The organism is Streptacidiphilus sp. MAP12-33 (assembly GCF_041261265.1).
Classification (GTDB): Bacteria; Actinomycetota; Actinomycetes; order Streptomycetales; family Streptomycetaceae; genus Streptacidiphilus.
Genome location: NZ_JBGCCA010000028.1, coordinates 47,374 through 74,152, shown reverse-complemented (window position 1 = coordinate 74,152; position 26,779 = coordinate 47,374). Strand labels below are relative to the sequence as shown.

The window sequence follows — 26,779 nt, the reverse complement described above, 5'->3', positions numbered from 1 at the left end:
ACCCCCGCGCGACGGGCAGCCGGCAAGACCGGCCACCCGCCGCGCGACCCGAGGTCGGGAACCCTGCGGTTCAGCGCACGCCCGGTGCCACCCCCGCGTCCGGCTGCTGCGGCACGGCCCCGACGACCGCCGGGGCCTCCCCGCCGCTGGCGCCTGCGCTGCCGCTGTCCGGTTCGGCTCCCATCGCGATCCCCCGGCGCTTGGACAGCCACACGGCGGCGACGATCACGACCAGGCACGCCACCGCGATACCGATCCGCAGCGGCGCGTTCGCGTGCGCGCCGAAGCCCAGCTTGACGATCGCCGTGGCGATCAGCAGCGAGACCAGGTTCATCACCTTGAGCAGCGGGTTGATGGCGGGGCCCGCGGTGTCCTTGAACGGGTCGCCGACGGTGTCGCCGATGACCGTCGCCGCGTGGGCCTCGCTGCCTTTGCCGCCGTGGTGGCCGTCCTCGACCAGCTTCTTGGCGTTGTCCCAGGCACCACCCGAGTTGGCCAGGAAGACCGCCATCAGGGTGCCTGCTCCGATCGCCCCGGCGAGGTAGGAGCCGAGCGGGCCGACCCCGAGCAGGAACCCGACGGCGATCGGCGCGAGGACGGCGAGCAGGCCGGGCGTGGCGAGTTCGCGCAGCGCGTCGCGGGTGCAGATGTCCACGACCCGTCCGTAGTCGGGCTTTTCGGAGCCGTCCATGATGCCCGGCCGGGTCCGGAACTGCTCGCGGACCTCGAAGACCACCGAACCGGCGGAACGGGAGACCGCGCTGACGGCGAGTCCGGAGAAGAGGAAGACGACGGCCGCCCCGAGCAGCAGACCGACCAGGTTGTTGGGCTGGGAGATGTCCAGGCTCAGGCTCAACCCGTGTGCGGCGGAGCCGATCTGGGCCTCGGCGGTGCCGATGGCGTCGGTGAACGAGCCGAACAGCGCGGTCGCGGCGAGCACGGCCGTGGCGATGGCGATGCCCTTCGTGATCGCCTTGGTGGTGTTGCCGACGGCGTCCAGTTCCGTCAGCACCTGCGCCCCGGCGCCGGTCACCTCGCCGGACATCTCCGCGATGCCCTGGGCGTTGTCGGAGACCGGCCCGAAGGTGTCCATCGCGACGATGACGCCGACGGTGGTGAGCAGGCCGGTCCCGGCGAGGGCCACGGCGAAGAGGGAGAGAGTGAGCGAGCCGCCGCCGAGCAGGAAGACGCCGTAGACGGCGGCACCGATCAGGACCGCGGAGTAGACCGCCGACTCCAGGCCGACCGAGATGCCGGAGAGGATGACGGTGGCGGGCCCGGTCAGCGAGGTCTTGCCGATGTCGCGGACCGGGCGCCGGTTGGTCTCGGTGAAGTAGCCGGTCAGTTGCTGAATGGCGGCGGCCAGCACGATGCCGATGGCGACGGCCGCCAGCGCGAACACGCGCGGATTGCCGCTGTGCGCGGCGATGCCCGCGGAGACGCCCTTGAGTCCGGCGAAACTGCCGGGCAGGAAGGTGAAGGCGGCCACCGCGACCAGCGCGAGGGAGACCACGGCGGAGATGAAGAAGCCGCGGTTGATCGCCGTCATGCCCGACCGGTCACCGCTGCGCGGCGAGACGGCGAAGATCCCGAGCACCGCGGTGACCACGCCGATACCGGGCACCAGCAGCGGGAAGGCCAGCCCGTGGTCCCCGAACGCGCTGGCACCGAGGATCAGCGCGGCCACGAGCGTGACGGCGTAGGACTCGAACAGGTCGGCTGCCATCCCGGCGCAGTCGCCGACGTTGTCACCGACGTTGTCGGCGATGGTGGCGGCGTTGCGCGGGTCGTCCTCGGGGATGCCCTGCTCGACCTTGCCGACCAGGTCGGCGCCGACGTCGGCGGCCTTGGTGAAGATGCCGCCGCCGACACGCATGAACATCGCCAGCAGCGCCGCGCCGAAGCCGAAGCCCTCCAGCACCTTGGGCGCGTTCTCGCGGTAGATCAGCACCACGACGGAGGCGCCGAGCAGGCCGAGGCCGACGGTGAACATGCCGACGACCCCGCCGGTGCGGAACGCGATCCGCATCGCGCGGTGCGACACCTCCCGTACGTCGGGCGCCGGTGTCTCCTCCTGGCTCTCCCCCTCGGGGGGTGTGGCGGCCCGTGCGGCCGCGGCGACGCGGACGTTGCTGCGTACGGCGAGCTGCATGCCGACGTATCCGGTCACCGCGGAGAAGGCGGCGCCGACGACGAAGAAGAGGGAGCGCCCGATCCGCTGCGACCAGTCGTCGGCCGGCAGCACCAGCAGCAGGAACGGCACGAGGACGGCGAAGGCGGCGAGCGTGCGGAACTGCCGCGCAAGGTAGGCGTTGGCGCCCTCCTGCACGGCGGCGGCGATCTGCTTCATGGTGTCGGTGCCCTGATCCGCTGCCAGTACCTGACGGACCAGCAGCCACGCGACACCCAGCGCGGCTGCGGCGACGACGGCGACAATGACGACCACGACCCGGTCCGACCCGGTGAGCACGGCCGTCACCCCTGATGGAGCGCCGGAGAGATAGAGCCCGGCCATTCGTCCTCCCATGACGTCTGGCTCGTGCGCCAAGCGGGATCCCGGGGCCATGGGGCCGGGGGAAGGCGCGGACCGCTTGGAGCGCGGGCAAGTGGCAGGCCGCGATTGTAGGGATCAGAAACATGATCAAAACAGGGTACGAGCGGCAATTGGTACACCCTGGAAAGGATGTGACGGATGGTGCGAAGCCGGGCCGGGACACACGCCCACCGAACACGCCGAGGGCGGCCCGGGAACTCTCCCGGGCCGCCCTCGGTCCTCTTGCCTCGTTCTGTGCTTCGACCTCTGTCGGCTCGACCCTGTGCCTCGGCGTGCGCCCTCGCGCGACCGCCTCAGCGCCTACAGCTCGTCGTCGGCCGGATCGGCGATCGGCCAGCTCATCCGAATGACGCCGCCGTCCTCGTCGTGGCCGATGACAAGGTCGTCGACCAGACCGCTGATGACGGCGAGACCCATGGTGTCGTCGGCCTGCTCACCGCCGCCGTTCCCGCCGGCGCCCGCCGCGAGGCTGAGGGCCTCGGCGGCGCTGCTGTCGGCGTGGGAGGTGGTCGGGGTCGGGACGCCGTCGCCGACCTCGATCAGGAAGCGCTTCTCCTGCTGGGTCAGCTTGACCCGAACAGGATGTGAGACTCCGTTACGCACGTGCAGGCCCACCGCACGCGAGCATGCCTCGCCCACGGCGAGGCGGACCTCGTCGAGGACCGAATCGTCGACCCCGGCCTGACGCGCGACAGCGGCAGCGACCAGGCGCGCCGTCCGTACGTGCGCCGGGAGCGCGCTGAAGCGCAGTTCGACGGTGGCCATCCAATGTCCCCCTCGAAAGGTTCTGGTTCCGGTCCGGCCCCGGGAGCCGGGACGCGCGAAACCCGCGCGCCCGTGCCGCTCCCGGGTGCACCGCCGCTCAGTCCGGGCCCGAACGCGGGCCCGGTCGCTGAACGAGCTCAGTCGTTGGCGGCGACGGCCTCGTCCACGGAACCGTGGATGGGGAACACCTTCGTGAGTCCGGTGATCCGGAAAATCTTGAGGATGCGCTCCTGGTTGCAGACCAGGCGGAGCGAACCCTCGTGGGCCCGCACCCGCTTGAGCCCGCCGACGAGCACGCCCAACCCGGTCGAGTCCAGGAAGTCCACGCCTTCCATGTCCACAATCAGGTGGTAGTGACCCTCATTGACGAGCTCGACGAGCTGCTCGCGCAGCTTCGGGGCGGTATACACATCGATCTCGCCCCCCACCTCGACGACCGTGCGGTCGCCGACGGAACGGGTCGACAGGGACAGGTCCACGGAACCTCCAGCACCTTGCCTTGCTTCCATGCCGATGGCGGGGCCCAGGCCCCGTTGCACGGCCGCGTAGGCATTCAACCACTTATCGCCAGGCCAGGACGACGCCTTGGAGCGAATCTCCATCGCCGTGATGACAGACTGGGGCCCGATGAAGCCGCGTCCTGACCCGCCCACAGCCGCTCTCGACCGCCTGACGGGCATCTCAGGGCGGCAAGATCGGCTCACTCATACGGAGCACATCCCCTCCCGGCCCGCCCGGTATGCGGACTGGCCCGCGGGGCTGCGCCCGGAGGTGCTGGCGGCGATCGCGGCGAGCGGCATCGAGCAGCCGTGGACACACCAAGCCGAGGCCGCAAAACTGGCTATAAGCGGACGAAATGTGGTGATCGCCACAGGGACCGCCTCGGGCAAGTCGCTGGCCTACCTCGCCCCCGTGCTGAGCGCCCTGCTGGAGGGCACCGAGGCCAAGAACGGCCGCGGCGCGACCGGCCTCTACCTCGCCCCCACCAAGGCGCTCGCCGCCGACCAACTGCGCCGGCTGGGCGAGCTGCGCACCGTGGCCGAGCAGGCCGGGCCGGAGGCGTCCCGGCTGACGCGCGTCCGGGCCGCCGTCTACGACGGCGACACTCCCTTCGAAGAACGCGAGTGGGTCCGCCAGTACGCCGCGTACGTGCTCACCAACCCCGACATGCTGCACCGGGCGATCCTGCCCGGCCACGCGCGCTGGGCCACCTTCCTGCGGTCGCTGCGCTACGTCGTGATCGACGAGTGCCACACCTACCGCGGCGTCTTCGGCTCCCACGTCGCCCAGGTGCTGCGCCGGCTGCGGCGGCTGTGCGCCCGCTACGGGGCCGATCCCGTCTTCCTGCTCGCCTCGGCGACCGTGGCCGATCCGGGGCACAGTGCCGAGCGGCTCACCGGGCTGCCCGTCGCCGAGGTGACCGACGACGGGTCCCCGCGCGGCGAGACCGTCTTCGCCCTCTGGGAGCCGCCGCTGACCGAGCTGGCGGGCGAGCACGGCGCGCCCGTGCGCCGCTCGGCCACCGCCGAGGCGGCCGACCTGCTCACCGACCTGGTCCTCGACGACACCCGCACCGTCGTCTTCGTCCGCTCACGCCGCGGCGCCGAGCTGATCTCGGTCATCGCCCAGGAGCGGCTCGCCGAGGCCGCCGGGCACGCCATGGCCCGCCGGGTCGCCGCCTACCGCGGCGGCTACCTCCCCGAGGAGCGGCGGGCGCTGGAACGCGCCCTGCACTCCGGCAGGCTGCTGGGCCTCGCCTCGACCAGCGCGCTGGAGCTGGGCGTGGACGTGGCGGGACTCGACGCCGTGCTGCTGGCCGGCTACCCCGGCACCCGCGCGTCGCTGTGGCAGCAGGCAGGGCGGGCCGGACGTGAGGGCACCGGCGCCCTCGCCGTCCTGATCGCCCGCGACGACCCACTGGACACCTACCTGGTCCACCACCCCGAGTCGCTGTTCCGGCAGCCCGTCGAGTCGACGGTGCTGGACCCGGACAACCCGCACGTCCTCGCGCCCCACCTGTGCGCGGCCGCCGCCGAACTGCCGCTGACGGCCCCCGGGGACCTGGAACTCTTCGGTCCCTCGGCGCCGATACTCCTGCCGCAGCTGGAGCGACGCGGGATGCTGCGGCGGCGCGGCGGGACCACCTGGTTCTGGACCAGGCGCGAGCGCGCCGCCGACCTGGTCGACATCCGCGGCGAGGGCGGCACCCCCGTCCGCGTCGTCGAAGCGGACACCGGGCGGCTGCTCGGCACCGTCGACGCCGGATCCGCGCACACCACCGTGCACACCGGCGCCGTGCACCTGCACCAGGGCCGCACCTACCTGGTCCGGGAGCTGGACCTGGAGGACTCGGTGGCCCTTGTCGCGGAGGCCGACCCGCCCTACAGCACCGTCGCCCGCGACACCACGCACATCGCCGTGCTCGGCACCGACCGGCAGGTCGCCTGGGGCGAGGCCGGCCTGCACTACGGTTCGGTCGAGGTGACCAACCAGGTGGTCTCCTTCCTGAAGCGCCGCCTGCTCACCGGCGAGATCCTCGGCGAGACCAAGCTCGACCTGCCCCCACGTACGCTGCGCACCCGAGCGGTGTGGTGGACCGTGACCGAGGAGCAGCTGGAGGACGCCGGGTTCCTGCCGGAGGAGCTCCCCGGTGCCGCCCACGCCGCCGAGCACGCCTCGATCGGCCTGCTCCCGCTCTTCGCCACCTGCGACCGCTGGGACATCGGCGGGGTCTCGGTGCCACTGCACCCGGACACCGGCCTGCCGACCGTCTTTGTCTACGACGGCCACCCGGGCGGCGCCGGTTTCGCCGAGCGGGCCTTCGAGCGGGCCCAGGAGTGGCTCTCGGCGACCCTCCAGGCCATCGCGGCCTGCGAGTGCGAGCGCGGGTGCCCCTCCTGCATCCAGAGCCCCAAGTGCGGCAACGGCAACGACCCCCTGGACAAGCAGGGCGCGATCCGCCTCCTTTCCCTGTTGCTCGCCGGAGCGCGGTAGCGGCGCGCGTGACCGAGCGCCGCTACCGCGAGCCTGAGCCTGATCACCGGGTGGAGGGCCGTTCGCATCGGGTGCTCCCTCCACGGCGCGGCTCGCCGTCCTTCCGGTCTGGGGCGGGCGCGGCGCAGTCCGCCGCGCCCCTCGGAGGTGCAGCGCCCGGCCCCGTCAGAACGGGGCCGTCACCGGGCCCGCCCGGGCGCGCCCCCGGGCCGGAGGCAGGCCGGGGACCAGGCCGCCCGGGGAGGGGACGGAGACGTCGACCTCGACGCTGTCCTCCAGGGCGTCGGCGCGGATCACGCAGGCTTGCAGCGTGGCCCCCTGGGCCGAGGCGATGGAGGCCGCCTCGGCACAGGCCTGGCCCGGATCCAGGAGCAGACGGCCCGCGGCGGCGAGCGCCGCCAGATCCGCGGCGGACTCCGCCCGGTGTCGGGCGGCGATCGCGCCCGCCACCGCCAGTGCGGCCGTGGCCGCGAAGGCGACCAGGCCGAGCAGCGCCAGCAACCAGATCGTGGCACTCCCCGCGTCGCTGTTCCGGTGGCGACGCCCCCGCAACCGCCTCACCGCCCGGCCCCCGGTTCACCGGGCTCACGTTCCGCCACGGCCGTGGCCGACACGCGGAAGCTGAGCAGTCCGCCCGGACCGCCGCTCAGGGCCGAGACCTCGGCCCTGACCCGGTCCCCCGAGGTGCTGACCGAGACCGATGCCCCGGGCGGGGCCGCCGCCTGCCCCAGGGCGGCGGCGGCCGGATCACCCCTCGCCGCCGCGCGGGCGGCCTCCCGGGCCGCATCCACGCACCTGACCTGCGCCGAGCCGACCAGCACCGCCCACAGCAGCATCGCGCTGACCAGGACCAGCGCGGGCAGGGCCACGGCCGCCTCCGCCGTGGTGTAGCCCGCGTCACCGATCTCCCCGGCGGCCCCTCGAGGGCGCCCGGCCCGGGGCACCCAGCGGCCCTCAGACGGCACCGAGAGCTCGCCGGATGAGCCCCTGCACCGCCGACGAGACAGCGCCGCTGGTGACGACCTTGTAAAGGAGGGCCGCGAACCCGCAGGCCGCGACGGTGCCCACGGCGTACTCGGCCGTGGTCATCCCGTCGTCCCCGGCCAGGCGCCCGAAGCGGGCGCGCACTCGACAGCGCACCACGTGCGCGCCGTGCAGGAACCACACCTGCGCCAGGCAGGCCAGCAGCCCGAGCGTGGCCCTGGGGCGGCGCAGGCACATCCGGAGGAAGGGAACCGAGGCGCCGTCTCCGGCCGGCGCGGTCGGAGCACGCCCCGCGCCGTCGGGCGAGGGCTGAGCAGGCGGCCGGGCCGGTGGCTGGGCAGCCGAAGGAGCAGCCGCAGGAGCAGTCGGCGGGGCGGGGCGCCGGAACGGCGTGACATCGTCCGACGCGACGTCAGCGGAAGGCGCTGCGGCGGGTGAAGTGTGCGGGGACCTGGGCATGGTGACTCCTCGGAGACAGGCGGACACGACGGATCGGACGGACGAGGTGGAACGGGCGGACGGCCCTGGGGGCCGCCCGGTCGCCACGGCGACGAGGGCGGGCCATGGCGACGAGAGCGGGCCGCGGGGCGAGGGCGGGCCGCGGGGCGACGGACCCGGGGGCGAGGCCGGACGCCGCGGGTCAGAGCCGGCCGAGGAAGATCCCGGCGAGGCCGGTGACCACCGGAACGACACCGACGAGGACGAAGGCCGGCAGGAAGCAGAGCCCGAGCGGGGCGGTGGCGATGACCCCGGCACGGCGAACCCTGGCCTGGGCCTCCCGGGCTGCCGAGGCCCGTTCCGCGTCGGCGAGTCGGGCCAGACCGGCGGCCGGGGGCGCCCCGCTCGAGGCTGCCCGCGCCAGGCAACGGCCCAGCGGAGCGAGCACCGGGTCGGTGACCGCCAGCCGCTCCCAGCAGGACTCCGGGTCGGCTCCCATGGACAGCTGGACCGCCGCCGCCACCAGGCGTCCGGCCATCGGCTCCGGCATGGCCTCGGCCACGGAGATCAGGGCCGCGTCCGGCGGGCACCACGAGGCCATGCATCCGGCCAGCAGCTCGGCGGTCAGTGGGAGTTGGGCACGCAGCAGGACGGTCTCCCGCCGCCTGGCCCGCATGGCCGGCCCTGGCGGGGAGGGCAGGTAGCGGAACCCGAGCGCCCCCAGTGCCACGCCCAGCACCCAACCGGTGGGGCCGCCGACCAGGGCGACGACGCCCGCCCCGAGTACGGCGGAGGCCAGGCGCGGCACCCGGCGCTCTCCGCCCGGGAGGCCACGGCGGGCCTTCCGGGAACGGGCGGGATCGACGCCCACCCGCATGGCCCGGCGCAGAAACCGCCGTCGGCGTGTCCGCACGACCAGGCCCGTCACCACCGCGGTCAGCCCACTGAGCAGCGCCGCCACGGTGATCAGAGCCGCGTTCACGCCCCCGCCTCCGTCCTCGCCGACCTGGTGCGTGCTGGGCACCCGCTGCACACCCGGCGCCCCGACCGAGCCGAGGGGACGGCCCTGGCCGAGGAGGTGGTCCGCGCCGGGGAAGCGGTCCGCGCCGGGGAAGCCGGTCGCGGCCGCGTGCGAGCGAGCCGCATTGGCCGCATTGGCCGTGGAGGCCGTTTCGGCCGTGCGTGGCGGTCGGCCCGTGTCGGCCGCGCAAGCCGGCCGGGTGGCGGTCGGCGGGCGAGCGACACCCGCGGCGGCGCGCCCTGGCGCCTCATGCGGGGCCCTCGGCCGCGTGGGCGATGCGCGCCGTCCAGGCCAGCCCCGCGTACTCGAGCACCGCGCCCACCAGCAGGCAGACCAGGCCCGATGTGGTGTGGAGCAGCACCTGCAGCGGATCGGCTCCCAGGGCCGCGCCCAGAGCGAGCCCGAACACCGGCAGGAGAGCCAGGAGCACCGCCGTGGAACGGGGGCCGGCCAGCTCGGCTCGGACGCAGTCCCGCAGAGCCCGCTCGGCACGCAGGCCCTCGGCGACCCGGTCCAGCCCCTCGGCCAGACCCGCTCCGCTGGCGGAGGTGACCCGCCAGCAGGCGGCGGCGCCCCTGGCGCCTTCGGCTCCTGGCGATTCCGCCAGGAGAGTGAGTGCCCCGTCCACCGAGCCGCCGAGTCTGACGGCGGCCAGCAGGGCGGTCGGGTCGAGGGCGTCTCCGTGCGGGAGCCCCTCAACGGCCATCTCGACCGCCTGGTGCGGGGTGGCCCCGGTGCGCAGCTCCCCGGCCAGCGCCGCGCAGAGCTCGACCACCGCGGCCTGCCGGTCCTCCCGCTCCCTGACCGCCCGTCTGCGGCGCCGCAGACGGATCACGGGCCAGACAGCCGCTGCCCCAGCCAGTGCGGGTACCGGGGAAGCGGCCAGCCAGGCAGCGGTCCCGCCGAGCGGCAGGAGCAGCAGCTCCACCGGGAGGAGCGCCCGGACCCGCCGGGCGCGCAGCCGCCAGGGGCCAGAGCGGCGCTCGCGGATGCCGGGGTAGAGGCGGCCGACGCGGCCGACCGTCCGGTCACGCCTCGTCAACCACCAGGCGCCGAGACCGAGGAGGGCCATCACGGCCGCCGCCGTCAGCGCGTGGGCGGAGGGCCAGGTGACGCCGAGCCCGGCCACTCCAGGGCCACCGGCACGGCCGCTCCCGCCGACCTCAGCGCGGACGACCCCAGCGCCGCGGGCCCCACCAGCCCCGCTGACCCCACCGACGGCCTGGGCAGCCCGGGCACCGGCCACCTGCAGGATCCGGCCGGCTGTCCCGAGACGAGGCGATCCCGGCACCGGCCATGTCGGCACGGGCCAGAGGTCGGCGACCCCGTCGTGGTTGGGCGCACCGCGCATGGGCACCCGAGCGGCCGGGAGTGACGGCCCGAGCCGCGTGCCGGATCCGGTCAGGCGGACCGGCGTCCACCCGAGCCCCCTCACTTGGGCCGGGCCCACGGTGCCCGGAGCCCGCCGCAGCGCTCGGCGAGCCAGGGCCATCCCGGGCCCGGTTCCTGGCCGCCCGCGGCCGGGAACCGGACTGCGGGAAGGGCCGTCACCAGACCGTCCACGCCGCGCTCCAGGACGCAGACCTCGGCGACCCGGCGTTGTCCTCCCGGGGCCCGGACCAGGTGCACCACCGCGTCCAGCGCGGCGCCCAGCTGGCTGTGCAGGGCGGCCCGGCCGAGGCCCGCCGTCGCCGCCAGCGCCTCCAGCCGGGCGGGGACGTCCAGGGCCGCATTGGCATGGACCGTCCCGCAGCCGCCCTCGTGGCCGGTGTTGAGGGCGGCGAGCAGGTCCAGGACCTCACCGCCCCGGACCTCGCCGACCACCAGGCGGTCCGGGCGCATCCGCAGCGCCTGCCGGACCAGGTCGCGCAGGTCGATCCCGCCGACCCCCTCCTGGTTGGGCGGACGCCCCTCCAGCCGGACCAGATGGGGGTGGTCGGGCTGGAGCTCCGCCGAGTCCTCGACGACGACCAGACGTTCACTCGTCGGAACCAGGCCGAGCAGCGCGGCGAGGAGGGTGGTCTTGCCCGTGCCCGTCCCGCCGGAGACCAGATAGGCCACCCGGGTGCGGACCAGGGCCTGCAGCAAACCCGCGCCCCAGTTGGTCAGCGAGCCCGCCGCCACCAGCTCCTCGAGGGTGAACGGGCGGGGACGGCTGACGCGCAGTGAGATGAGGGTGCCGCCGACGGCGACCGGCGGGAGCACCGCGTGCAGCCGGACCCCCTGAGGCAGCCTGGCGTCCGTCCAGGGCCTGGCGTCGTCGAGGCGCCGGCCCGCGGTGTGGGCGAGCCGCTGCGCCAGGCGGCGCACCGAGGGCTCGTCGGGGAACTTGACGTCCCTGGCCCGCTGCAGGCCGTGCCCGCGATCGACCCACACCTCACGTGGGCCGTTGACCAGGACGTCGGTGACCTCGGGATCGCTGAGCAGCCGGTCCAGCGGACCGGCACCGACCATTTCGGCGCGCAGCTCCCGGACGATCTCCAGCACCTCGGTGTCCCCGTAGGGGCGGCCCTGGGCGCGCAGGGCCGCTGCGACGCCGGTGATGGTGGGCTCTGCCCCGGACTCGGCCAGCCGCAGCCGGACCGCGTCCAGCAGGGCCGCCGACACGGCCGCCGACGCGCCCGCTCCGGACGCCGCTCGGCCACCCGCGCCCGTGTGGGCGCGATGCGTGCTCGCACTCCTGGTCATGCCGCCACTCCCCCACCGTCCGTGAGGCCGGCCCCGGCCAGAGCCTCGGTCAGAAACGCGGTACAGAAACGGCCCAGTGGGCCCTTGGCGCGGGTGCCGGGGGGACGCCCGCACTCCAGGTCGGCGGCGAGGCCCGGCTCGGGGGCCAACTCGCCGGCCAGGGGCAGCCGCAGACCATGGGCCACCTCGGCGCTGGTCATCCCGCTCGGGGCGGGGCCGCGGACGACCGCCCGCAGATCCGAGAGCCGCATCGAGACCCCCGCGGCGACACGGCTCGACGCCGCCATGGCCCGCAACTCCGCGGGGACCACCAGCAGGCCCAGGTCGGCCTGTTCGAGGGCCTCCGCCGCGGCGTCGTCGATCCGGCGCGGCAGGTCGAGCACCACCACGCCGCCGCGCCGTCTGGCGGCGCCGAGGACCGTGCGCACGGCCTCGACCGGGATGCTCAGCGTGTCCCCGCGGTCCCAGCTGAGCGCCGCGAGGCGGTGCAGCCTGGGCAGCGAATGCTCCAGCTCGACGGCGTTGACCCGCCCGCGCGACGAGGCCAGGTCGGGCCAGCGCAGCCCCACCGCCTCCTCGCCGCCGAGGAGTACGTCGAGCCCCCCGCCCAGCGGGTCGACGTCGACGAGCACCGTCCGGTGCCCCTGCCTGGCCGCGGTGACGGCCAGCGCGCAGGCCAGCGTCGAGGCGCCCGCACCGCCGCGGCCTCCCACGACCGCGACGCTGAGGGCCGGCGCACCCACGCCCTCGGCGGCGTCGGCGACCCGGTCGAGCAGCCAGGGCTCGCTGTCGGGGAGGAACACGACGTGTTCGGCCCCGAGGACGACGGCCTGTTGCCAGACGGCGGCGTCGTCGAGGTCCGCACCCACCAGCAGCACCCCCGGACGCCGCGCCAGAGCGGCCATCCGGTCGGCCACATCGGCTCCGACGAGGACGAGCGTCGCGGCCTCCCAGGTCTGACGCGGCGGCGGGGCTCCGCACACGACGTGCGGCGTGGCTCCGGCGGCGGCGCACAGCTTGAGCAGGGCGTCGATCAACTCGTCGTTCTCGGTGACGATCAGTGGCCCGGTCCGTGGCTCCCTGCCGCCCGGCGAGGGGGCGGACGGGCCGGTGGGCGGAACCGGGGGCGGCCCTGCGGGTGGGTCGGTGGGCGGGCGTGCGGCCATGACGGCTCCCTCACGGAGTGCTGGACGCGCCCCTTTCGGCGCGTGCACCACACTGCGTCGAATTCGCAAGTGACGGGTGCACCGAGGCCGAATCTGTGGATAAACCGGGGGGTGTGGAAAACGACGCCACGCGTGAGAGTGGATAAACGAACAGGAGGTTGACACATCCCCTGAGTTCGTCGGTAAATCGCACCGCAGCATCTGGCCGCCGACGTGCGACGACCCCCGCCGGGGGGGAGAGCGGGGGTCGTCCTCCACAGCCCGACTCGGGGGGGGAGGAGTCGAGCTGGGTTAGCACGGTCGCGAACGATCCGTGACTTCCATGGTGTACCCGAAGCCCTTCTCAAGCAAACCCACGCGCCGGGCCTTGAGCCGAATGGTTGGCACTTATCCTCGACCTCGTGGAAAACCACTCGCAGCACCGCCCAGCCCGCCAGGCCGCCTTCTTCGACCTGGACAAGACCGTGATCGCGAAGTCCAGTGCGCTGGCCTTCAGCCGCCCGCTCTACCGGGGCGGCCTGATCAATCGCCGCGCGGTTCTGAAGAGCGCGTACGCACAGTTCGTCTTCCTGGCCGGCGGTGCCGACCACGACCAGATGGAGAAGATGCGCCAGTACCTCTCCTCGCTGGCACGTGGCTGGAACGTGGCCCAGGTCCGGGAGATCGTCGCCGAGACGCTGCACGACCTGATCGACCCACTGATCTACGACGAGGCCGCCTCGCTCATCGAGGAGCATCACGCCGCCGGCCGGGACGTGGTCATCGTCAGCAGCTCCGGCTCCGAGCTCGTCGAACCGATCGGCGAGATGCTCGGCGCCGACCACGTCATCGCCACCCGGATGGCGGAGCGGGACGGCTGCTACACCGGCGAGATCGACTTCTACGCCTACGCGGAGAACAAGGCCGTCGCCATCCGCGAGTTGGCTGAGATCGAGGGCTACGACCTCGCACGCAGCTACGCCTACAGCGACTCGTCCACGGATCTGCCGCTGCTGGAGGCCGTCGGCCACCCGCACGCGGTCAACCCCGACCGGGCGCTGCGCCGCGAGGCACAGGCTCGCTCCTGGCCCGTCCTGGTCTTCACCCGGCCGGTCCAGCTGAAGGAGCGCAGCGCCTCGCTGGCGGTGACCAGCCGCCCGATGCTCGCCGCGGCAGCCCTTGGCGCCGCGGTGACGGCGGCCGGCCTGGTCTGGTACGCGGCGCGACGGTCCCGCCCGGGCGGGACCGTCGTATAGGGCCGATCCGGGCGCGCCGCGGCACAAAGAAACGAGTGCCGAAACGATTGCCTGGGTTCCGCTTCCGCGCGTTCCGCGCTACAAAGGAGGTACGGCCCGCGAGACCAGATGGCACACCTCAGACGGCGACGTTGAAAGGACCCATCGAAGCGTCAGGCCACACGGACCGCGCACAGCCTCCGGGCACCCACGTGCAGCCGACCCACGATCTGGGCCGCCACACCCGGCGAACGGGCAGAGAACCCCGCCGGATGGGCAAAGAACAGGCGCACGCATGGTCACTCGGCCCCTGTGCCAGCGGCGGCATCCGCCCGGATGCCGCCGCAACCCTTGCTCCGGCGTGAACCGCCAGGTCAGGCCATGCCGCGCTGCATCGCCTCGCACACCGCGGTGCTCTCACGGACGCCGAGGCGCAGCGCCTGGGCGCAGTGCGAGATCCACGCGGCCATGCCGGCCGATGTCCCCGAGGCGTAACCGGCCAGGGCGGCGACATAAGCCTCGGTGCCGAGCTCGGCGAGGCCCACCTCCATCGGGCAGATGGCCTTCGGATCCAAGCCCTCGGCGATCAGCACGATGCGCGTCGCAGCACGGGCCACCAGGCCGTTCGCGCTGGTGAAGGGCCGCAGCGCGAGCAACTCGCCGTGCACGACGGCGGCCACGACCAGAGCCGGAGCCGTTCGCTCGTTCGGGTGCTTCGTACCGCCGCGGCTGGCCAGGAGTTGTGCGAGGGTGTCCAATCGTGCCGAGACCTCGGCAGCCGACGGCGCCGGGGGCAGGGAGAGGTCCAGGGTCCGCTCCAGCGCGGCGAACTCCGTCTCGACCTTCTCCGTCGCGGCCACGGGGTGCCGGAAGAGCACCTCGGCGGGTTCGTCGGCCCGCCGCGGCCGTCCCACAGCGGGCGCACCGGCACGATCGCCGGTCATCACGATTCCCGGGTTCCCGTCCACGCCCGCGGCACTCACGTCGCCACCCTCACCGCCCTCACCGCCCTCACCGACAGCCAGCAGGTGCAGACGGGCGAGCACCTGGAGCGGCGAGTGGCGCCAGGTGCCGAGCAACTGGCCGGCCTCGGCGTTCAGACGCAGGGCACCACCGACGGTGCGGGCCTCGGCGTCGCGGCCGAAGTCGGTCCGGCGGCGCACCTCCTCCAGCGGCCAGTTCGCACCGTCCAGCGCGGCGGAGGCGCGGGCGCCCCGCAGGGCGGACTCGGAGGTGACCTCGCCTGCGCGGCGGCGCATCACCCGGTGGCCGTAGAGGCGGTCCACCGCCTTGCGGGTCTCGGCAACGGCCTCGGCGACACCGGGGAGGTCCCCCAGGGGCGCCAGCGGGTCCGCGGCTCCGGGAGCGGCGGACGAGGAAGGGGTGCTCGTGCTCACCGCACCGACATTACGGAACTCGTGGACGGCTGGGGTGCGCAGGGGACGTGGGGTGCGTCACCCGAAAGTGTCAAGGATCGGTGAAAGCGGATCTCGTAACTCCCGTGCGTCGCTACGATGGCCGGAAATCGGTGACGATAACGGTTGCCAATAAGCCGGAAGTCCCATCAGGCCGGACGCCGCCGCATCGCACCTTCTCCCCTCGCAAGGCACCTCCCCAGGTCCCGTCCGGAGCTCCCATGAAGATCGCCTTTGTCGGCAAGGGCGGCAGTGGCAAGACCACGCTGTCCTCCCTGTTCGTCCGCCATCTCGCCATCGCCGGGAGCCCGGTGGTCGCCGTGGACGCCGACGTCAACCAGCACCTGGGGGCCGCCCTGGGGCTCAGCGACGAGGAATGCGCGGCACTGCCCTCGCTCGGCGCCGAGATGCCGGCCATCAAGGAGTACCTGCGCGGGGAGAACCCCCGCATCACCGACGCGGCATCAATGATCAAGACCACGCCGCCCGGTCGGGGCTCCCGGCTGCTGCGCATCGTGGAGGACAACCCGTTGTACCGGCTCTGCGCCCGGCCGGTCACGGTGGACGGGGCGTCGCTGCGGCTGATGGCGACGGGCGCGTTCGACGAGGAGGATCTCGGCGTCTCCTGCTACCACTCCAAGGTGGGCGCCGTGGAGCTCTGCCTCAACCACCTGGTGGACGGACCGGGCGAGTACTGGGTGACGGACATGACGGCCGGCGCCGACTCCTTCGCCTCCGGTCTGTTCACCCGTTTCGACCAGACCTTCCTGGTCTGCGAGCCGACCCGTAAGGGCGTGGCGGTCTACCGGCAGTACCGCGACTACGCCAGGGACTTCGGCGTCCGGCTGCACGTGATCGGCAACAAGGTCGAGAGCGAGGACGATCTCGCCTTCCTGCGGGACGAGTTGGGCGACGCCCTGCTCGCGGGGTTCGGGCGGTCCACCTGGGTACGCCGGACGGAGCAAGGCCGCACGCCGGCGTTCGCCGAACTCGAGCCGGCCAACGCCGCCGTCCTGCGGCTCATGCAGGAGACCGTCGACGCCTCCTACGCCGAGCGCGACTGGGACCGGTACACCCGGCAGCTCGTCGCCTTCCACGTTCGCAACGCGGAGAGTTGGGGCAACGCCAAGACGGGCGCCGACCTCGCCGCACAGGTAGACCCGGGCTTCGTCCTCGGCGAGCACCTGGCGGGCCTGCCGGAGCCGCTGGGGGTCTGAGCCGGCCTCTCCCCACCCCCGCAGTCCGCTCTCCCGGGTGAACTTGGACCGCCCGGAGCGCCAAGAAGGTAAAGGGTTCATTACTCTTTATTTACCGATTCTTGGCACTTCCGTGGCACACCCCGCCGCGCCGTCCTACCCCACAGGAGACGCGACCCATGCAGAGCCCGCCGAGTACCCGAAACCGCCCGCTGTCCCCGCCGTCCGCACTGTCCCCCCAGCCGGCGGCGCTGCCCGCTCCCCCGGCCACGCCCGCGCCGGACGCCCTGACCGGCGTCCGGGACTTCCAGCGGCACACCGCGCCCCTGCTCCGTCCCGAGCTGGCGCGGCTGGCCCGGGAGGGGCAGTCCCCCTCCCAGCTTTTCATCACCTGCGCCGACTCGCGGATGGTCCCTAATGTGATCACCAACAGCGGGCCGGGAGAGCTCTTCACCGTCCGCAACATCGGCAACCTCGTCCCACCGACCGCCGACGACAGCGTCTTCGCGGCCGTGGAGTACGCGGTGGACGTGCTGGACGTCCGCCACATCATCATCTGCGGCCACTCCGGCTGCGGGGCCATGCAGTCCCTGCTGCACGGGGCGCACCGGCGCGACGGCCGGGCGGGTACGCCGCTGACCCGTTGGCTGCGGCACGGACAGGACTCCCTGCACCGGGTCCGTCACGCACCCGCCCGCTTCTACGGCCGGTCGCCCTCGACCGACCCGCTGGAACGGCTCTGTCTGACCAATGTGGTCCAGCAGCTCGACAACCTGCGGGTCCATCCGAGCGTCGCCCGGAAGACTGAGCTCGGCCTGGTCCGATTGACGGGTCTCTACTTCGAGCTGGCGACCGCTCAGACCTACGTCTGGTCGCCCGCGGGCCGGGGATTCCTCCCGATCCACCCGCACGTGGGCACGGCGGCCTGATCCTGCGGCGGCGCGTCGGAGGGGCGCCGCCGGCCACTTCCGGCCGGTCGGGGCGGCGGAAGTGGACATCAGGCGATCAAAGGTCTACACCAATTTTCCGCTGGGCCTTGCCAGCACACCCATCGACCTGGTGAGCTGAGTCACGAAACCAGGACGTAATCGATGAGGAGTGTTGCGTTGAGCAGCAATGAGAGCCTGGCGAACCTGCTGAAGGAGGAGCGGCGGTTCGCCCCTCCCGCAGCGCTCGCCGCAGCCGCCAACGTCACCGCCGACGCCTATGCCGAGGCCAAGGCCGACCGCCTCGCCTTCTGGGCCACCCAGGCCCGGCGCCTGAGCTGGGCCAAGGAGCCCACCGAGACGCTCGACTGGTCCAACCCGCCCTTCGCCAAGTGGTTCGCCGACGGCGAGTTGAACGTCGCCTACAACTGCGTGGACCGGCACGTCGAGGCCGGACTGGGCGACCGGGTCGCGATCCACTTCGAGGGCGAGCCGGGCGACAGCCGTGCGATCACCTACGCCGAGCTCAAGGACGAGGTCTCCCGCGCCGCCAACGCCCTGCAGGAGCTGGGTGTCGGCAAGGGCGACCGGGTGGCGGTCTACATGCCGATGATCCCCGAAGCGGTCGTCGCGATGCTGGCCTGCGCCCGGATCGGCGCCCCGCACTCGGTGGTGTTCGGCGGCTTCTCCGCCGACGCCGTGTCCTCCCGGATCCAGGACGCGGACGCCAAGCTGGTCATCACCGCCGACGGCGGCTACCGCCGTGGCAAGCCGACCGCGCTGAAGCCGGCCATCGACGAGGCGCTGGAGTCCTGCCCGCAGGTCGAGCACGTCCTGGTGGTCCGCCGCACCGGCCAGGACACCGCCTGGACGTCGGGCCGCGACGTGTGGTGGCACGAGATCACCGAGCGTCAGTCCGCCGAGCACACCCCCGAGGCGCACGCCGCCGAGCACCCGCTGTTCATCCTGTACACCTCGGGCACCACGGGTAAGCCGAAGGGCATCCTGCACACCACGGGCGGCTACCTGACGCAGGCCAGCTACACGCACAACGCGGTCTTCGACCTCAAGCCGGAGACCGACGTCTACTGGTGCACCGCCGACATCGGCTGGGTGACCGGCCACTCCTACATCGTCTACGGGCCGCTCTCCAACGGCGCGACCCAGGTCATGTACGAGGGCACCCCGGACACCCCGCACCAGGGCCGGTTCTGGGAGATCGTGCAGAAGTACGGCGTGACGATCCTCTACACCGCGCCCACCGCGATCCGCACGTTCATGAAGTGGGGCGACGACATCCCCGCCAAGTTCGACCTGTCCTCCCTGCGGGTGCTGGGCAGCGTCGGCGAGCCGATCAACCCCGAGGCGTGGGTCTGGTACCGCGAGCACATCGGCGGCGGCCGCACCCCGATCGTGGACACCTGGTGGCAGACCGAGACCGGCGCCATGATGATCAGCCCGCTGCCGGGCGTCACCGAGACCAAGCCCGGTTCGGCGCAGGTGCCGCTGCCCGGCATCTCGGCCACCGTGGTCGACGACGAGGCCGCCGAGGTGCCCGACGGCCACGGCGGCTACCTGGTGCTGACCGAGCCGTGGCCGTCGATGCTGAGGACGATCTGGGGCGACGACCAGCGCTACATCGACACCTACTGGTCCCGTTTCGAGGGTCGGTACTTCGCCGGCGACGGTGCCAAGAAGGACGACGACGGCGACATCTGGCTGCTGGGCCGGGTGGACGACGTGATGCTGGTCTCCGGCCACAACATCTCGACCACCGAGGTCGAGTCGGCGCTGGTCTCGCACCCGCAGGTGGCCGAGGCCGCGGTCGTCGGCGCCACCGACGCCACCACCGGTCAGGCCATCGTGGCCTTCGTGATCCTGCGCGGCACCGCGCACGACTCGGACGAGCTCACGGCCGAGCTGCGCGACCACGTGGCCAAGGTGCTCGGGCCGATCGCCAAGCCCAAGCGGATCCTGACCGTCAGCGAGCTGCCCAAGACCCGCTCCGGCAAGATCATGCGCCGTCTGCTGCGCGACGTGGCCGAGAACCGCGCCGTCGGCGACGTCACCACGCTGGCGGACACCAGCGTCATGGACCTGATCCAGAGCAAGCTCCCCGCCGCCCCCAGCGAGGACTGAGCGAGGACTGACCACGGATCACCGACCGGTCCTGACCGCGGCCCGCCCCCAGCCACCGATGGCCGGGGGCGGGCCGTTCGCTTCGGCGCGCTTCTGTCGTACTTCCGTAGCATGTGACAAAACGGATGCAAACGGTCGTATGTGACAGAAGCGAGGTACCCCCGAGTGAGCAGCGCCCCGACACCGTCGCCGCGCCGCCAGTTCCTGGCCAGACTGCCCCTGCCGGAACGCGCCTTCCTCGCGGACGCCCTGCGGGCGGAGACAGTCGGCGGCATCCTGCTGCTGATCGCGGCGGTGGCGGCACTCGTCTGGGCGAACGTCTGGCCGGGTTCTTACGAGACCGTCAGCACCTTCACCGTCGGCCCGAGCTCACCGATCCACCTCGACCTCTCCCTGGCCGACTGGGCCAAGGACGGGCTGCTGAGCGTCTTCTTCTTCGTCGCCGGCATCGAGCTCAAGCGCGAGCTGGTCGTGGGCGAGTTGCGCGATCCGCGGGCCGCCCTGCTGCCGGTCGCGGCGGCGGTGTGCGGGGTGGCTCTCCCCGCCCTCATCGACGTCGTCGTCAACACCGGGCCCGGCGGTCACCTGGGCGGCTGGGCGATCCCCACCGCGACCGACATCGCGTTCGCGCTGGGCGTCCTGGCCGTGGTGGGCTCGCATCTGCCCTCCGCGCTGCGGGCCTTCCTGCTCACCCTCGCGGTGGTCGACGACCTGATCGCGATCCTGATCATCGCGGTCTTCTACAGCCACGGCGTCAAGCTCTGGGCACTCGGGCTCTCCCTGCTCGGCCTGGTCCTGTTCTACTTCCTGCACCGGGCTCGGGTGCACGGCTGGTACATCTACGTACCGCTGGCCCTGGTGATCTGGGCGCTGATGCACGAGGGCGGTGTCCACGCGACGGTGGCCGGTGTCGCGATGGGGCTGATGCTGCGGGTCACCAAGGACCCGGGCGAGGAGCACTCGCCCGGCGAGCACATCGAGCACCTTGTACGCCCGTTCTCCGCCGGCTTCTGCGTGCCGGTGTTCGCCCTCTTCGCGGCGGGCGTCTCGATCAGCCCGCACGCCCTGGGACAGGTGTTCACCGAGGCGGCGCCGCTCGGTGTGGTGCTGGGCCTGGTGGTGGGCAAGACCCTTGGAGTCTTCGGCGGCTCCTGGCTGACGGCCCGGTTCACGCGGGCGGAGCTGAACCCCGAACTCGCCTGGGCGGACCTGTTCTCGCTGTCGGTGCTCTCCGGCATCGGGTTCACCGTCTCGCTGCTCATCGCCGAGCTGGCGTTCTCCGGGGACCCGGAGCTCACCGAACGGGTCAAGGCGGCGGTGCTCGTCGGCTCGGTGATCTGCGCGGTGCTGGCGACCGTGCTGCTACGGATGCGGAACCGCAAGTACCAGCGTCTGTGTGACGAAGAGGACTCCGACAACGGCCCGTTTCTGCCCGGTGGTGACGTACCGTCCGGTAGCGGCATGATCTGATAGAGCAACAGCGGACGGCGAGACCATCAGCCGGCCGATGACGGGGATCGCGCGAGATGAGGAGATGCGAGATGGCCGCTCCCGAGACCGGGACCGAGCGTACGGTGGGGCAGCTGTTCGCCTCCGCGACCGCGGATCTGTCGGCGCTGGTCCACGACGAGATCGCGCTGGCGAAGCAGGAGATCAAGAAGGACGTCGTCCGCGGCGCCACCGGCGTCGGCTCGATCGCGGCCGCCGCGGTGATCCTGCTGGCCTCCATCCCGATGTTCAGCTTCGCGGCCGCGTACGGGATCCACTCGACCGGGCTGGGGCTGGTCTGGTGTTTCTTCATCATGGGCGGCGTCTTCGTGGTGATCGCCGTCATCGCGGCCCTGGTCGCGATCCGCTTCTTCAAGAAGCTGTCGCCGCCGGACCGCACCATCGCCGGCGCCAAGGCGACGGCGGACGTGCTCAAGTCCGCCAGGCCGCACCCGGCACCGTCGGTCCCCTCCGACGGCCACAAGGCCCTCACCCGCTGACGCCCGCGTCCCGGGGTCCAGGACGCGCGGACGGGGCCTTGAGGCGGCACCCCGGGCCCCGGGTGTGACACGCTCTTCCCATGGCCTTCGACCCCGCCACCTCAAGCGCTGACGCCTTCGATCCGCGGATCGAAGGTCCGTGGACGCACCGTGACCTCGCCGCGAACGGGGCACGGTTCCACATCGCCGAGCTCGGCGAGGGCCCACTGGTGCTGCTCGTCCACGGCTGGCCGCAGTTCTGGTGGACCTGGCGGCACCAGCTGACCGCCCTCGCCGCGGCCGGATACCGGGCCGTCGCGGTCGACCTGCGCGGCGTCGGCGGCAGCGACCGGACGCCGCGAGGCTACGACCCGTCGAACATGGCGCTGGACCTGACCGGGGTCATCCGCTCGCTCGGGGCCGCGGACGCGACGCTGGTCGGACACGACTGGGGCGGCTTCCTGGCCTGGACGGCGGCCGCGATGCGGCCCGCCCTGGTGCGGCACCTCGTGGTGGTCTCCAGCGCCCACCCCCGCAGCTACCGCAAGGCACTGCTGACGGACCGCCGTCAGATCGTCGCCGCCGACCACCTGCTGGGCTTCCAGCGCCCGTGGGTGCCCGAGCGGCAGCTTGCCGCCGGGGGCGCCGCACTGGTGGCCGAGTACCTGCAGGAGTGGTCCGGCCGCGAGCACCGGCCCGGCGAGAAGGAACTGCTGACCTACCGGCAGGCCATGCTGCTGTCGAACACCCGGCACTGCTCGATCGAGCCCTACCGCTGGCTGATGCGGTCCATGGGCCGACCCGACGGCTTCCAGTTCTCGCGCCGCATGGACCGCAAGCTCCGGGTGCCGACCCTCCACGTGCACGGCGAGGACGACCCGGTGCTGCTGCCGGAGACGGCCCTCAGCTCCGGCGCGTACGTCGACGCGCCCTACGACTGGCGACCGCTCGACGGCATCGGCCACTACCCGCACGAGGAGGACCCCGACGGTTTCTCCGCACTGCTGCTGGAGTGGCTGAAGGGTCACGAGAAGTGAAGACTGTGTGGTGAATGTGCAACTGGCATAAGCCAATTGGAACTCATGCTCGGGATTATCCAGGCGACCGCCTGGGCAACTTCGAAGTATGAGCTGGATGCACGACCGCGCCTCCGCGTCCCGAAACCGTCACCGCTCCGCGTCGGGCCCGCCTCCCGGCCCGCAGAACGCCACACAGGCGGCGACCGCGCTGCTGGAGCCCCCGGGCCATGTCGGCTTCCCGCGCCTCATCGGGCGGCGCGCCCGCTGGGTCACCTCCCGCCTCCGTCCGCGCTGACGGCAGACGGCCCGCGGGGCCCGGAACGCGGGGCCCGGAACGCGGGGGCCGGTAATGCGGGAGTCCGGAATGCGGGAGCCCGGAACGCGGGGCCCGGAACGCGGAACGGGCCGGCCCCAGGACTGCGGGACCGACCCGTTCGACGAGTGCGTGGCGGCGTCAGAGCTTGTGCGGCCCGAGCGCGGTGAACCAGAGCAGGGCGATGGTGCCGACGCCCATCAGCGGGACGAGTATCTCCGTCTCCAACTTGTTGCCGCTGCTCTTGATGATCTCGATCTCGTAGCGGGTCTTGATCGGCCACAGCCACGGCGCGCCCATCTTGGTGATGGAGTCGCCCAGCAGGTGCGCGACGCAGCCCAGGCCGACCGCGTAGGGAAGCCAACCCGGGGCCGAGGGAATGAACTTGGCGATCACGGCGGTCCCGATCCCGGCCTCCGCCACGATCGTGCCCCAGGCGTTGAAGGCGTGCCCCGGGGGGCACAGGTTGAGCGCCCGGACGGCCATGGCCAGCAGGAAGAACGTCATGCCCAGGGTGAACCCGCGCCCCAGGTAGGTGACGCCCGCCCAGGTGCCGCCGGACATCAGCGCCACGAAGAAGAGCGAGTGCGTCGCGTGCCGGTGTCCGCCCGAGATCCAGGCGACGAAGCGGCACAGCAGCTTGCTGACCGGGCCCAGGAAGTTGGCGATGGTGCCGTCGTGGTGGTCCAGATCCGGCAGCAGGGCGGCGCCCGCGCACAGGATCGTGCCCATCAGGATCTCCTGCGGCTTGAGGTGAGCGTGCATCACCAGCGGCGGCAGGAACGACGAGGTGGCCGCGAAGAGCAGCGCCCCGCTCACCGCATGCGAGTGGCCCATCATGACTGGTCGTCCTCCTGGTTGCTGACGTGATCTCACGCTCGGCCCGACCGTACCAGGAAGGGGCGCCACCCCGAGATGTCGCTTCGGTCTCGACTACAGCGCGCAGGCGTCCGTGTTGACCGACGCGGTCAGGTTCGCGCCCCGCTGGGCGTCGTCGCGGACCTCGTCGACGGTGAGCGCGTAGCCGGTCTGGGCGTCGTCCAGGGACTTGGCGAAGACCACGCCGTAGACCTCGCCGTCCGTCGTCAGCAGCGGACCGCCGGAGTTGCCCTGCCGGACGGTGGAGCGCAGCGAGTAGACGTCCCGGCTGACGTTGCCGCGGTGGTAGATGTCGGGACCGTTCGCCTGGATGCGGCCGCGGATACGGGCTGCCTGGACGTTGAACGGGCCGTTCTCCGGGAAGCCCGCGACGATCGCGTCCGCGCCGGTCTTGGCGCTGCCCGCGAAGGAGAGCGCCGGTGCGCGCAGACCGGGGACGTCCAGGATGGCGATGTCGCGCTGCCAGTCGTAGAGCACCACGCGCGCGTCGTAGGTGCGGTCGCCCAGCCGGACCGTCGGCTCGGTGACACCGCCGACCACGTGGGCGTTGGTCATGACCCGCTCGGAGGCGTAGACGAAGCCGCTGCCCTCGATGACCTTGCTGCAAGAGGGCGCCGTGCCGATGACCTTCACGATGCTCTGGCGTGCGGTGCGCACCCCGGGCTCGTTCACCAGCGCCGGGTCGGGGGCCGGCACGTTGGTGATCGGCTCGTTCTGGAACGGGTCGAAGACCTGCGGGAAGCCGTTGCGGGCCAGGGTGGAGGTGAAGTCCGAGAACCAGCCCGGGGCGTCCGCGGGCAGCATGTCCTGCACGCCGCCGAGCACCTTGGAGCTGCGCACCTGGTGCGCGACGGTGGGCAGCGAGGTGCCCGCGAGGGCGGAGCCGATGAGCCAGGCGACCAGCAGCATCGCGACGACGTTGACCAGGGCGCCACCGATCGCGTCGGGCACCCGGGCCCGGCTGCGGCTGACCCGGCCACGCAGCTTCCACGCCCAGTGGGTGGTGAAGGCCTGCCCGAAAGCCGCGAAGACGATGACCACCACCACGGCGATGACCGAGGTGACCACCCCCGGGGAGAGGTGGGTCAGCAGCAGCGGCAGCAACTGCACCGCGATCAGGCCTCCGCCGAGGAATCCCAGTACGGAGAGCGCGCCCACCACGAAGCCCTGCCGGTAGCCGCTCACGGCGAATCCGACGGCGGCAAGGATCAACAGGACATCGAGGACGTTCACCCGGCTACCTTGCCATGCCGGCCCGGGAGGCCGCAGGCCCCTCCCCGGGCCTGTGGACAACTCGTGACACGCTCCACAGGGCCCGGACCTGGTGGCGCGCCGCCTCCGGCTCCGGGCGGAGGCGGCGCCCGCCTCAGCTCTCCCAGGCGTCGGCCTCACCGTCCACGCCGCCGTCCACGCCGTCGTCCGCACCGCCGTCCACGCCGGGCCGCGGCAGGACCCCGTCGCGCAGCAGGGCGTGGGCCCGCCGCTGCTCCTCGGGCGAGGCGAAGACCGAGGGGTCGCCCAGCTCGATCTCGTGGCTCTCGTCCCAAGGGCGCTCCCAGCCTGCGTGGTGGAGCAGGCGGTCGATCACGCCCGCGGTGAAGCCCCACACCACGTGGCCGTCGATCTGGAACGCCGGGCCGCGGAAGCCGCTGGGGTGTTTGACCCGGGCGCGGTTGGCCGGGTCGGCGAGACGGGCGACCGGGACGCGGAAGACGTCGGCCACCTCGCCCTCGTCCACGGGGGCCACCGGGGTGGGCGTGTGCCACCAGCCGAGCACGGGCGTGACCACGAAGTCGCTGACCGGGATGTAGAGGTCGGGCAGCACCCCGAAGACCTGCACGCCGGCCGGGTCGAGCCCGGTCTCCTCCCGGGCCTCCCGCAGGGCGGCCCGGATGCGGCCCTCGCCGGCCGGGTCGCCGTCGTCGGGGTCGAGAGCGCCTCCGGGGAAGGAGGGCTGGCCGGCGTGCGAGCGCAGACGCCGTGCCCGCTCGATCAGCAGCAGGTCGGGGCCCTCTCCGCCGGGCGCCTCGCCGAACAGCACCAGCACGGCCGAACGCCGTCCGCCCTGCGCGGGCGGCAGGAACCGGCTGAGCTGCCCGGGCCGCACGGACTCGGCGACCTCGCGCACCGGGACCAGCCAGCCGGGAATCCCCTCTCGCCGCACCCCGACGGCCGCAGACGCCGCACTCACGCGCCCACCTCCTTGGTGCCCTCGATGGCCCCCTCCGCCCCGGACGCCCCGCCGCTGTCCGGCGTCGGACCGCCGTGGGCGGCCGCCCTGGCCGCCGCCTCGCCGGGGTAGTCCGCCGGCGGCTTGAGCCGCTGGCCGGGCTGGCCGCCCTTCTCGTACTTGAGCAGCTTCTCGGCCTTCACGGGATCGGTCTCTCCCTCACCGTAGGAGGGGCAGAGCCGGGCGATCGGGCAGGCGCCGCAGGCGGGACGACGGGCGTGGCAGATCCGGCGGCCATGGAAGACGACACGGTGGGAGAGCATGGTCCACTCCCGCTTCTCGACCAGCTCGCCGACCTCCTGCTCCACCTTGACCGGATCGTCGGACTCGGTCCAGCCGAAGCGCTTGGCCAGCCGCCCGAAGTGGGTGTCCACGGTGATCCCCGGGACCCCGAAGGCGTTGCCGAGCACGACGTTGGCCGTCTTGCGGCCGACCCCGGGCAGGGTGACCAGATCCTCCAGCCGCCCCGGCACCTCGCCGCCGAAGTCGTCGCGCAGCGCGGCGGAGAGGCCGAGCAGGGACTTGGCCTTGTTGCGGAAGAAGCCCGTCGGCCGGATCAGCTCCTCCAACTGCTCCGGGTTCGCGTCCGCCATCGCCGCCGGCGTCGGGTAGGCCGCGAACAGCGCCGGCGTCGTCTGGTTCACCCGCAGGTCCGTCGTCTGCGCCGACAGCACCGTGGCCACCAGCAGCTGGAACGGCGACTCGAAGTCCAGCTCCGGATGCGCGTACGGATACACCTCCGCCAGCGCCCGGTTGATCTTCCGCGCCTGCCGCACCCTCGCGGTCTGCGTCGTCGGGAACGCCGCCTTCTTGAACCCCGGCCCACCGGCAGCACCAGCGGTCACAGCCACGCCACTCTTCGCCATACGGA

General features: G+C 72.8%; 23 protein-coding genes and 1 pseudogene. 9 read left to right on the top strand and 15 right to left on the bottom strand.

Going from position 1 to position 26,779, the window contains the following annotated elements:
* Positions 1–70: 70 nt before the first annotated feature.
* From ABH931_RS25905 to ABH931_RS25895, 3 genes are all read right to left on the bottom strand, one after another.
* Positions 71–2,527: a sodium-translocating pyrophosphatase gene (locus tag ABH931_RS25905; protein WP_370117792.1), complete on the bottom strand. Its 2,457-nt coding sequence runs from the start codon at positions 2,525–2,527 to the stop codon at positions 71–73.
* A 327-nt stretch (positions 2,528–2,854) separates the two neighbouring features.
* On the bottom strand, positions 2,855–3,319 hold the full coding sequence (locus tag ABH931_RS25900; protein ID WP_370117789.1) for an ATP-binding protein: 465 nt from the start codon (positions 3,317–3,319) through the stop codon (positions 2,855–2,857).
* A 137-nt stretch (positions 3,320–3,456) separates the two neighbouring features.
* Positions 3,457–3,798, bottom strand: a complete 342-nt coding sequence (locus ABH931_RS25895; protein ID WP_042373473.1) for an STAS domain-containing protein — start codon at positions 3,796–3,798, stop codon at positions 3,457–3,459.
* Positions 3,799–3,928: 130 nt separating this feature from the next.
* Between ABH931_RS25895 and ABH931_RS25890 the strand changes: the two genes are divergently transcribed.
* Positions 3,929–6,313 carry a DEAD/DEAH box helicase gene (locus ABH931_RS25890; protein ID WP_370117786.1) on the top strand — a complete coding sequence of 795 codons (2,385 nt, stop codon included), beginning with the start codon at positions 3,929–3,931 and terminating at the stop codon, positions 6,311–6,313.
* Between the two features lie 165 nt (positions 6,314–6,478).
* On the opposite strand, the gene ABH931_RS25885 is transcribed toward ABH931_RS25890, so the two are convergent.
* From ABH931_RS25885 to ssd, 7 genes are all read right to left on the bottom strand, one after another.
* Positions 6,479–6,865 carry an Rv3654c family TadE-like protein gene (locus tag ABH931_RS25885; protein WP_370117783.1) on the bottom strand — a complete coding sequence of 129 codons (387 nt, stop codon included), beginning with the start codon at positions 6,863–6,865 and terminating at the stop codon, positions 6,479–6,481.
* Between the two features lie 5 nt (positions 6,866–6,870).
* Entirely contained in the window at positions 6,871–7,257 is a 387-nt protein-coding gene (locus tag ABH931_RS25880) for a TadE family type IV pilus minor pilin (RefSeq protein WP_370117780.1), read from the bottom strand.
* Positions 7,258–7,267: 10 nt separating this feature from the next.
* A complete protein-coding gene (locus ABH931_RS25875) occupies positions 7,268–7,402 on the bottom strand; it encodes a DUF4244 domain-containing protein (RefSeq protein WP_370117925.1) in 135 nt (44 codons plus the stop codon).
* A gap of 535 nt (positions 7,403–7,937) precedes the next feature.
* Positions 7,938–8,717: a type II secretion system F family protein gene (locus tag ABH931_RS25870; protein WP_370117777.1), complete on the bottom strand. Its 780-nt coding sequence runs from the start codon at positions 8,715–8,717 to the stop codon at positions 7,938–7,940.
* Between the two features lie 286 nt (positions 8,718–9,003).
* Complete coding sequence (locus ABH931_RS25865; RefSeq protein ID WP_370117774.1) at positions 9,004–9,885, bottom strand: type II secretion system F family protein; 882 nt, start codon at positions 9,883–9,885, stop codon at positions 9,004–9,006.
* Positions 9,886–10,187: 302 nt separating this feature from the next.
* On the bottom strand, positions 10,188–11,363 hold the full coding sequence (locus ABH931_RS25860) for a TadA family conjugal transfer-associated ATPase (RefSeq protein ID WP_370117923.1): 1,176 nt from the start codon (positions 11,361–11,363) through the stop codon (positions 10,188–10,190).
* Between the two features lie 77 nt (positions 11,364–11,440).
* On the bottom strand, positions 11,441–12,610 hold the full coding sequence (gene ssd / locus ABH931_RS25855) for a septum site-determining protein Ssd (protein WP_370117771.1): 1,170 nt from the start codon (positions 12,608–12,610) through the stop codon (positions 11,441–11,443).
* Between the two features lie 389 nt (positions 12,611–12,999).
* Between ssd and ABH931_RS25850 the strand changes: the two genes are divergently transcribed.
* The gene (locus ABH931_RS25850; protein WP_370117920.1) at positions 13,000–13,845 is read left to right on the top strand and encodes an HAD family hydrolase; all 846 of its coding nucleotides are present in this window, start codon (positions 13,000–13,002) and stop codon (positions 13,843–13,845) included.
* Positions 13,846–14,198: 353 nt separating this feature from the next.
* Here the strand turns inward: ABH931_RS25850 and ABH931_RS25845 are convergent, their stop codons facing one another.
* Positions 14,199–15,221 (bottom strand): oxidoreductase, encoded by a 1,023-nt coding sequence (locus ABH931_RS25845; protein WP_370117768.1) that lies wholly within the window; start codon positions 15,219–15,221, stop codon positions 14,199–14,201.
* 239 nt (positions 15,222–15,460) lie between these two features.
* Between ABH931_RS25845 and ABH931_RS25840 the strand changes: the two genes are divergently transcribed.
* The 7 genes from ABH931_RS25840 to ABH931_RS25810 all read left to right on the top strand — a co-directional run bounded on the left by ABH931_RS25840 (position 15,461) and on the right by ABH931_RS25810 (position 22,781).
* Positions 15,461–16,456, top strand: coding sequence for an ATP-binding protein (locus tag ABH931_RS25840; protein WP_370117765.1), 996 nt, complete (start codon positions 15,461–15,463; stop codon positions 16,454–16,456).
* 158 nt (positions 16,457–16,614) lie between these two features.
* Positions 16,615–17,364, top strand: a complete 750-nt coding sequence (locus ABH931_RS25835; protein ID WP_370117762.1) for a carbonic anhydrase — start codon at positions 16,615–16,617, stop codon at positions 17,362–17,364.
* Between the two features lie 177 nt (positions 17,365–17,541).
* On the top strand, positions 17,542–19,500 hold the full coding sequence (acs, locus tag ABH931_RS25830; RefSeq protein ID WP_370117759.1) for an acetate--CoA ligase: 1,959 nt from the start codon (positions 17,542–17,544) through the stop codon (positions 19,498–19,500).
* Between the two features lie 165 nt (positions 19,501–19,665).
* Positions 19,666–20,970, top strand: a complete 1,305-nt coding sequence (gene nhaA, locus ABH931_RS25825; RefSeq protein WP_370117756.1) for a Na+/H+ antiporter NhaA — start codon at positions 19,666–19,668, stop codon at positions 20,968–20,970.
* Between the two features lie 71 nt (positions 20,971–21,041).
* A complete protein-coding gene (locus tag ABH931_RS25820) occupies positions 21,042–21,488 on the top strand; it encodes a phage holin family protein (RefSeq protein ID WP_370117753.1) in 447 nt (148 codons plus the stop codon).
* A gap of 80 nt (positions 21,489–21,568) precedes the next feature.
* Positions 21,569–22,504, top strand: a complete 936-nt coding sequence (locus ABH931_RS25815; RefSeq protein ID WP_370117750.1) for an alpha/beta fold hydrolase — start codon at positions 21,569–21,571, stop codon at positions 22,502–22,504.
* An 88-nt stretch (positions 22,505–22,592) separates the two neighbouring features.
* Positions 22,593–22,781 (top strand): hypothetical protein, encoded by a 189-nt coding sequence (locus tag ABH931_RS25810; RefSeq protein WP_370117747.1) that lies wholly within the window; start codon positions 22,593–22,595, stop codon positions 22,779–22,781.
* 159 nt (positions 22,782–22,940) lie between these two features.
* Here ABH931_RS25810 and ABH931_RS25805 read toward each other — a convergent pair whose 3' ends face one another.
* The 4 genes and pseudogenes from ABH931_RS25805 to nth form a co-directional block, all read right to left on the bottom strand.
* On the bottom strand, positions 22,941–23,639 hold the full coding sequence (locus ABH931_RS25805; RefSeq protein ID WP_370117742.1) for a metal-dependent hydrolase: 699 nt from the start codon (positions 23,637–23,639) through the stop codon (positions 22,941–22,943).
* Between the two features lie 93 nt (positions 23,640–23,732).
* On the bottom strand, positions 23,733–24,911 hold the full coding sequence (locus tag ABH931_RS25800) for a MarP family serine protease (RefSeq protein WP_370117739.1): 1,179 nt from the start codon (positions 24,909–24,911) through the stop codon (positions 23,733–23,735).
* Positions 24,912–25,197: 286 nt separating this feature from the next.
* A pseudogene (locus ABH931_RS25795) lies at positions 25,198–25,869 on the bottom strand (CoA pyrophosphatase); the annotation flags it as partial.
* Positions 25,866–26,774: an endonuclease III gene (gene nth / locus ABH931_RS25790; protein WP_370117737.1), complete on the bottom strand. Its 909-nt coding sequence runs from the start codon at positions 26,772–26,774 to the stop codon at positions 25,866–25,868. The gene nth and the pseudogene ABH931_RS25795, both read right to left, overlap by 4 nt.
* Positions 26,775–26,779: the final 5 nt, after the last annotated feature.

Excerpts from the sequence above, each read along its gene's own strand:
- ABH931_RS25805 (WP_370117742.1), bottom strand. The coding sequence starts at position 23,639 with ATGATGGGCCACTCGCATGCGGTGAGCGGGGCGCTGCTCTTCGCGGCC.
- ABH931_RS25890 (WP_370117786.1), top strand. The coding sequence starts at position 3,929 with ATGACAGACTGGGGCCCGATGAAGCCGCGTCCTGACCCGCCCACAGCC.
- ABH931_RS25900 (WP_370117789.1), bottom strand. The coding sequence starts at position 3,319 with ATGGCCACCGTCGAACTGCGCTTCAGCGCGCTCCCGGCGCACGTACGG.
- ABH931_RS25820 (WP_370117753.1), top strand. The coding sequence starts at position 21,042 with ATGGCCGCTCCCGAGACCGGGACCGAGCGTACGGTGGGGCAGCTGTTC.
- ABH931_RS25835 (WP_370117762.1), top strand. The coding sequence starts at position 16,615 with ATGCAGAGCCCGCCGAGTACCCGAAACCGCCCGCTGTCCCCGCCGTCC.
- ABH931_RS25815 (WP_370117750.1), top strand. The coding sequence starts at position 21,569 with ATGGCCTTCGACCCCGCCACCTCAAGCGCTGACGCCTTCGATCCGCGG.
- ABH931_RS25840 (WP_370117765.1), top strand. The coding sequence starts at position 15,461 with ATGAAGATCGCCTTTGTCGGCAAGGGCGGCAGTGGCAAGACCACGCTG.
- ssd (WP_370117771.1), bottom strand. The coding sequence starts at position 12,610 with ATGGCCGCACGCCCGCCCACCGACCCACCCGCAGGGCCGCCCCCGGTT.
- nth (WP_370117737.1), bottom strand. The coding sequence starts at position 26,774 with ATGGCGAAGAGTGGCGTGGCTGTGACCGCTGGTGCTGCCGGTGGGCCG.
- ABH931_RS25875 (WP_370117925.1), bottom strand. The coding sequence starts at position 7,402 with ATGACCACGGCCGAGTACGCCGTGGGCACCGTCGCGGCCTGCGGGTTC.
- ABH931_RS25810 (WP_370117747.1), top strand. The coding sequence starts at position 22,593 with ATGAGCTGGATGCACGACCGCGCCTCCGCGTCCCGAAACCGTCACCGC.
- ABH931_RS25905 (WP_370117792.1), bottom strand. The coding sequence starts at position 2,527 with ATGGGAGGACGAATGGCCGGGCTCTATCTCTCCGGCGCTCCATCAGGG.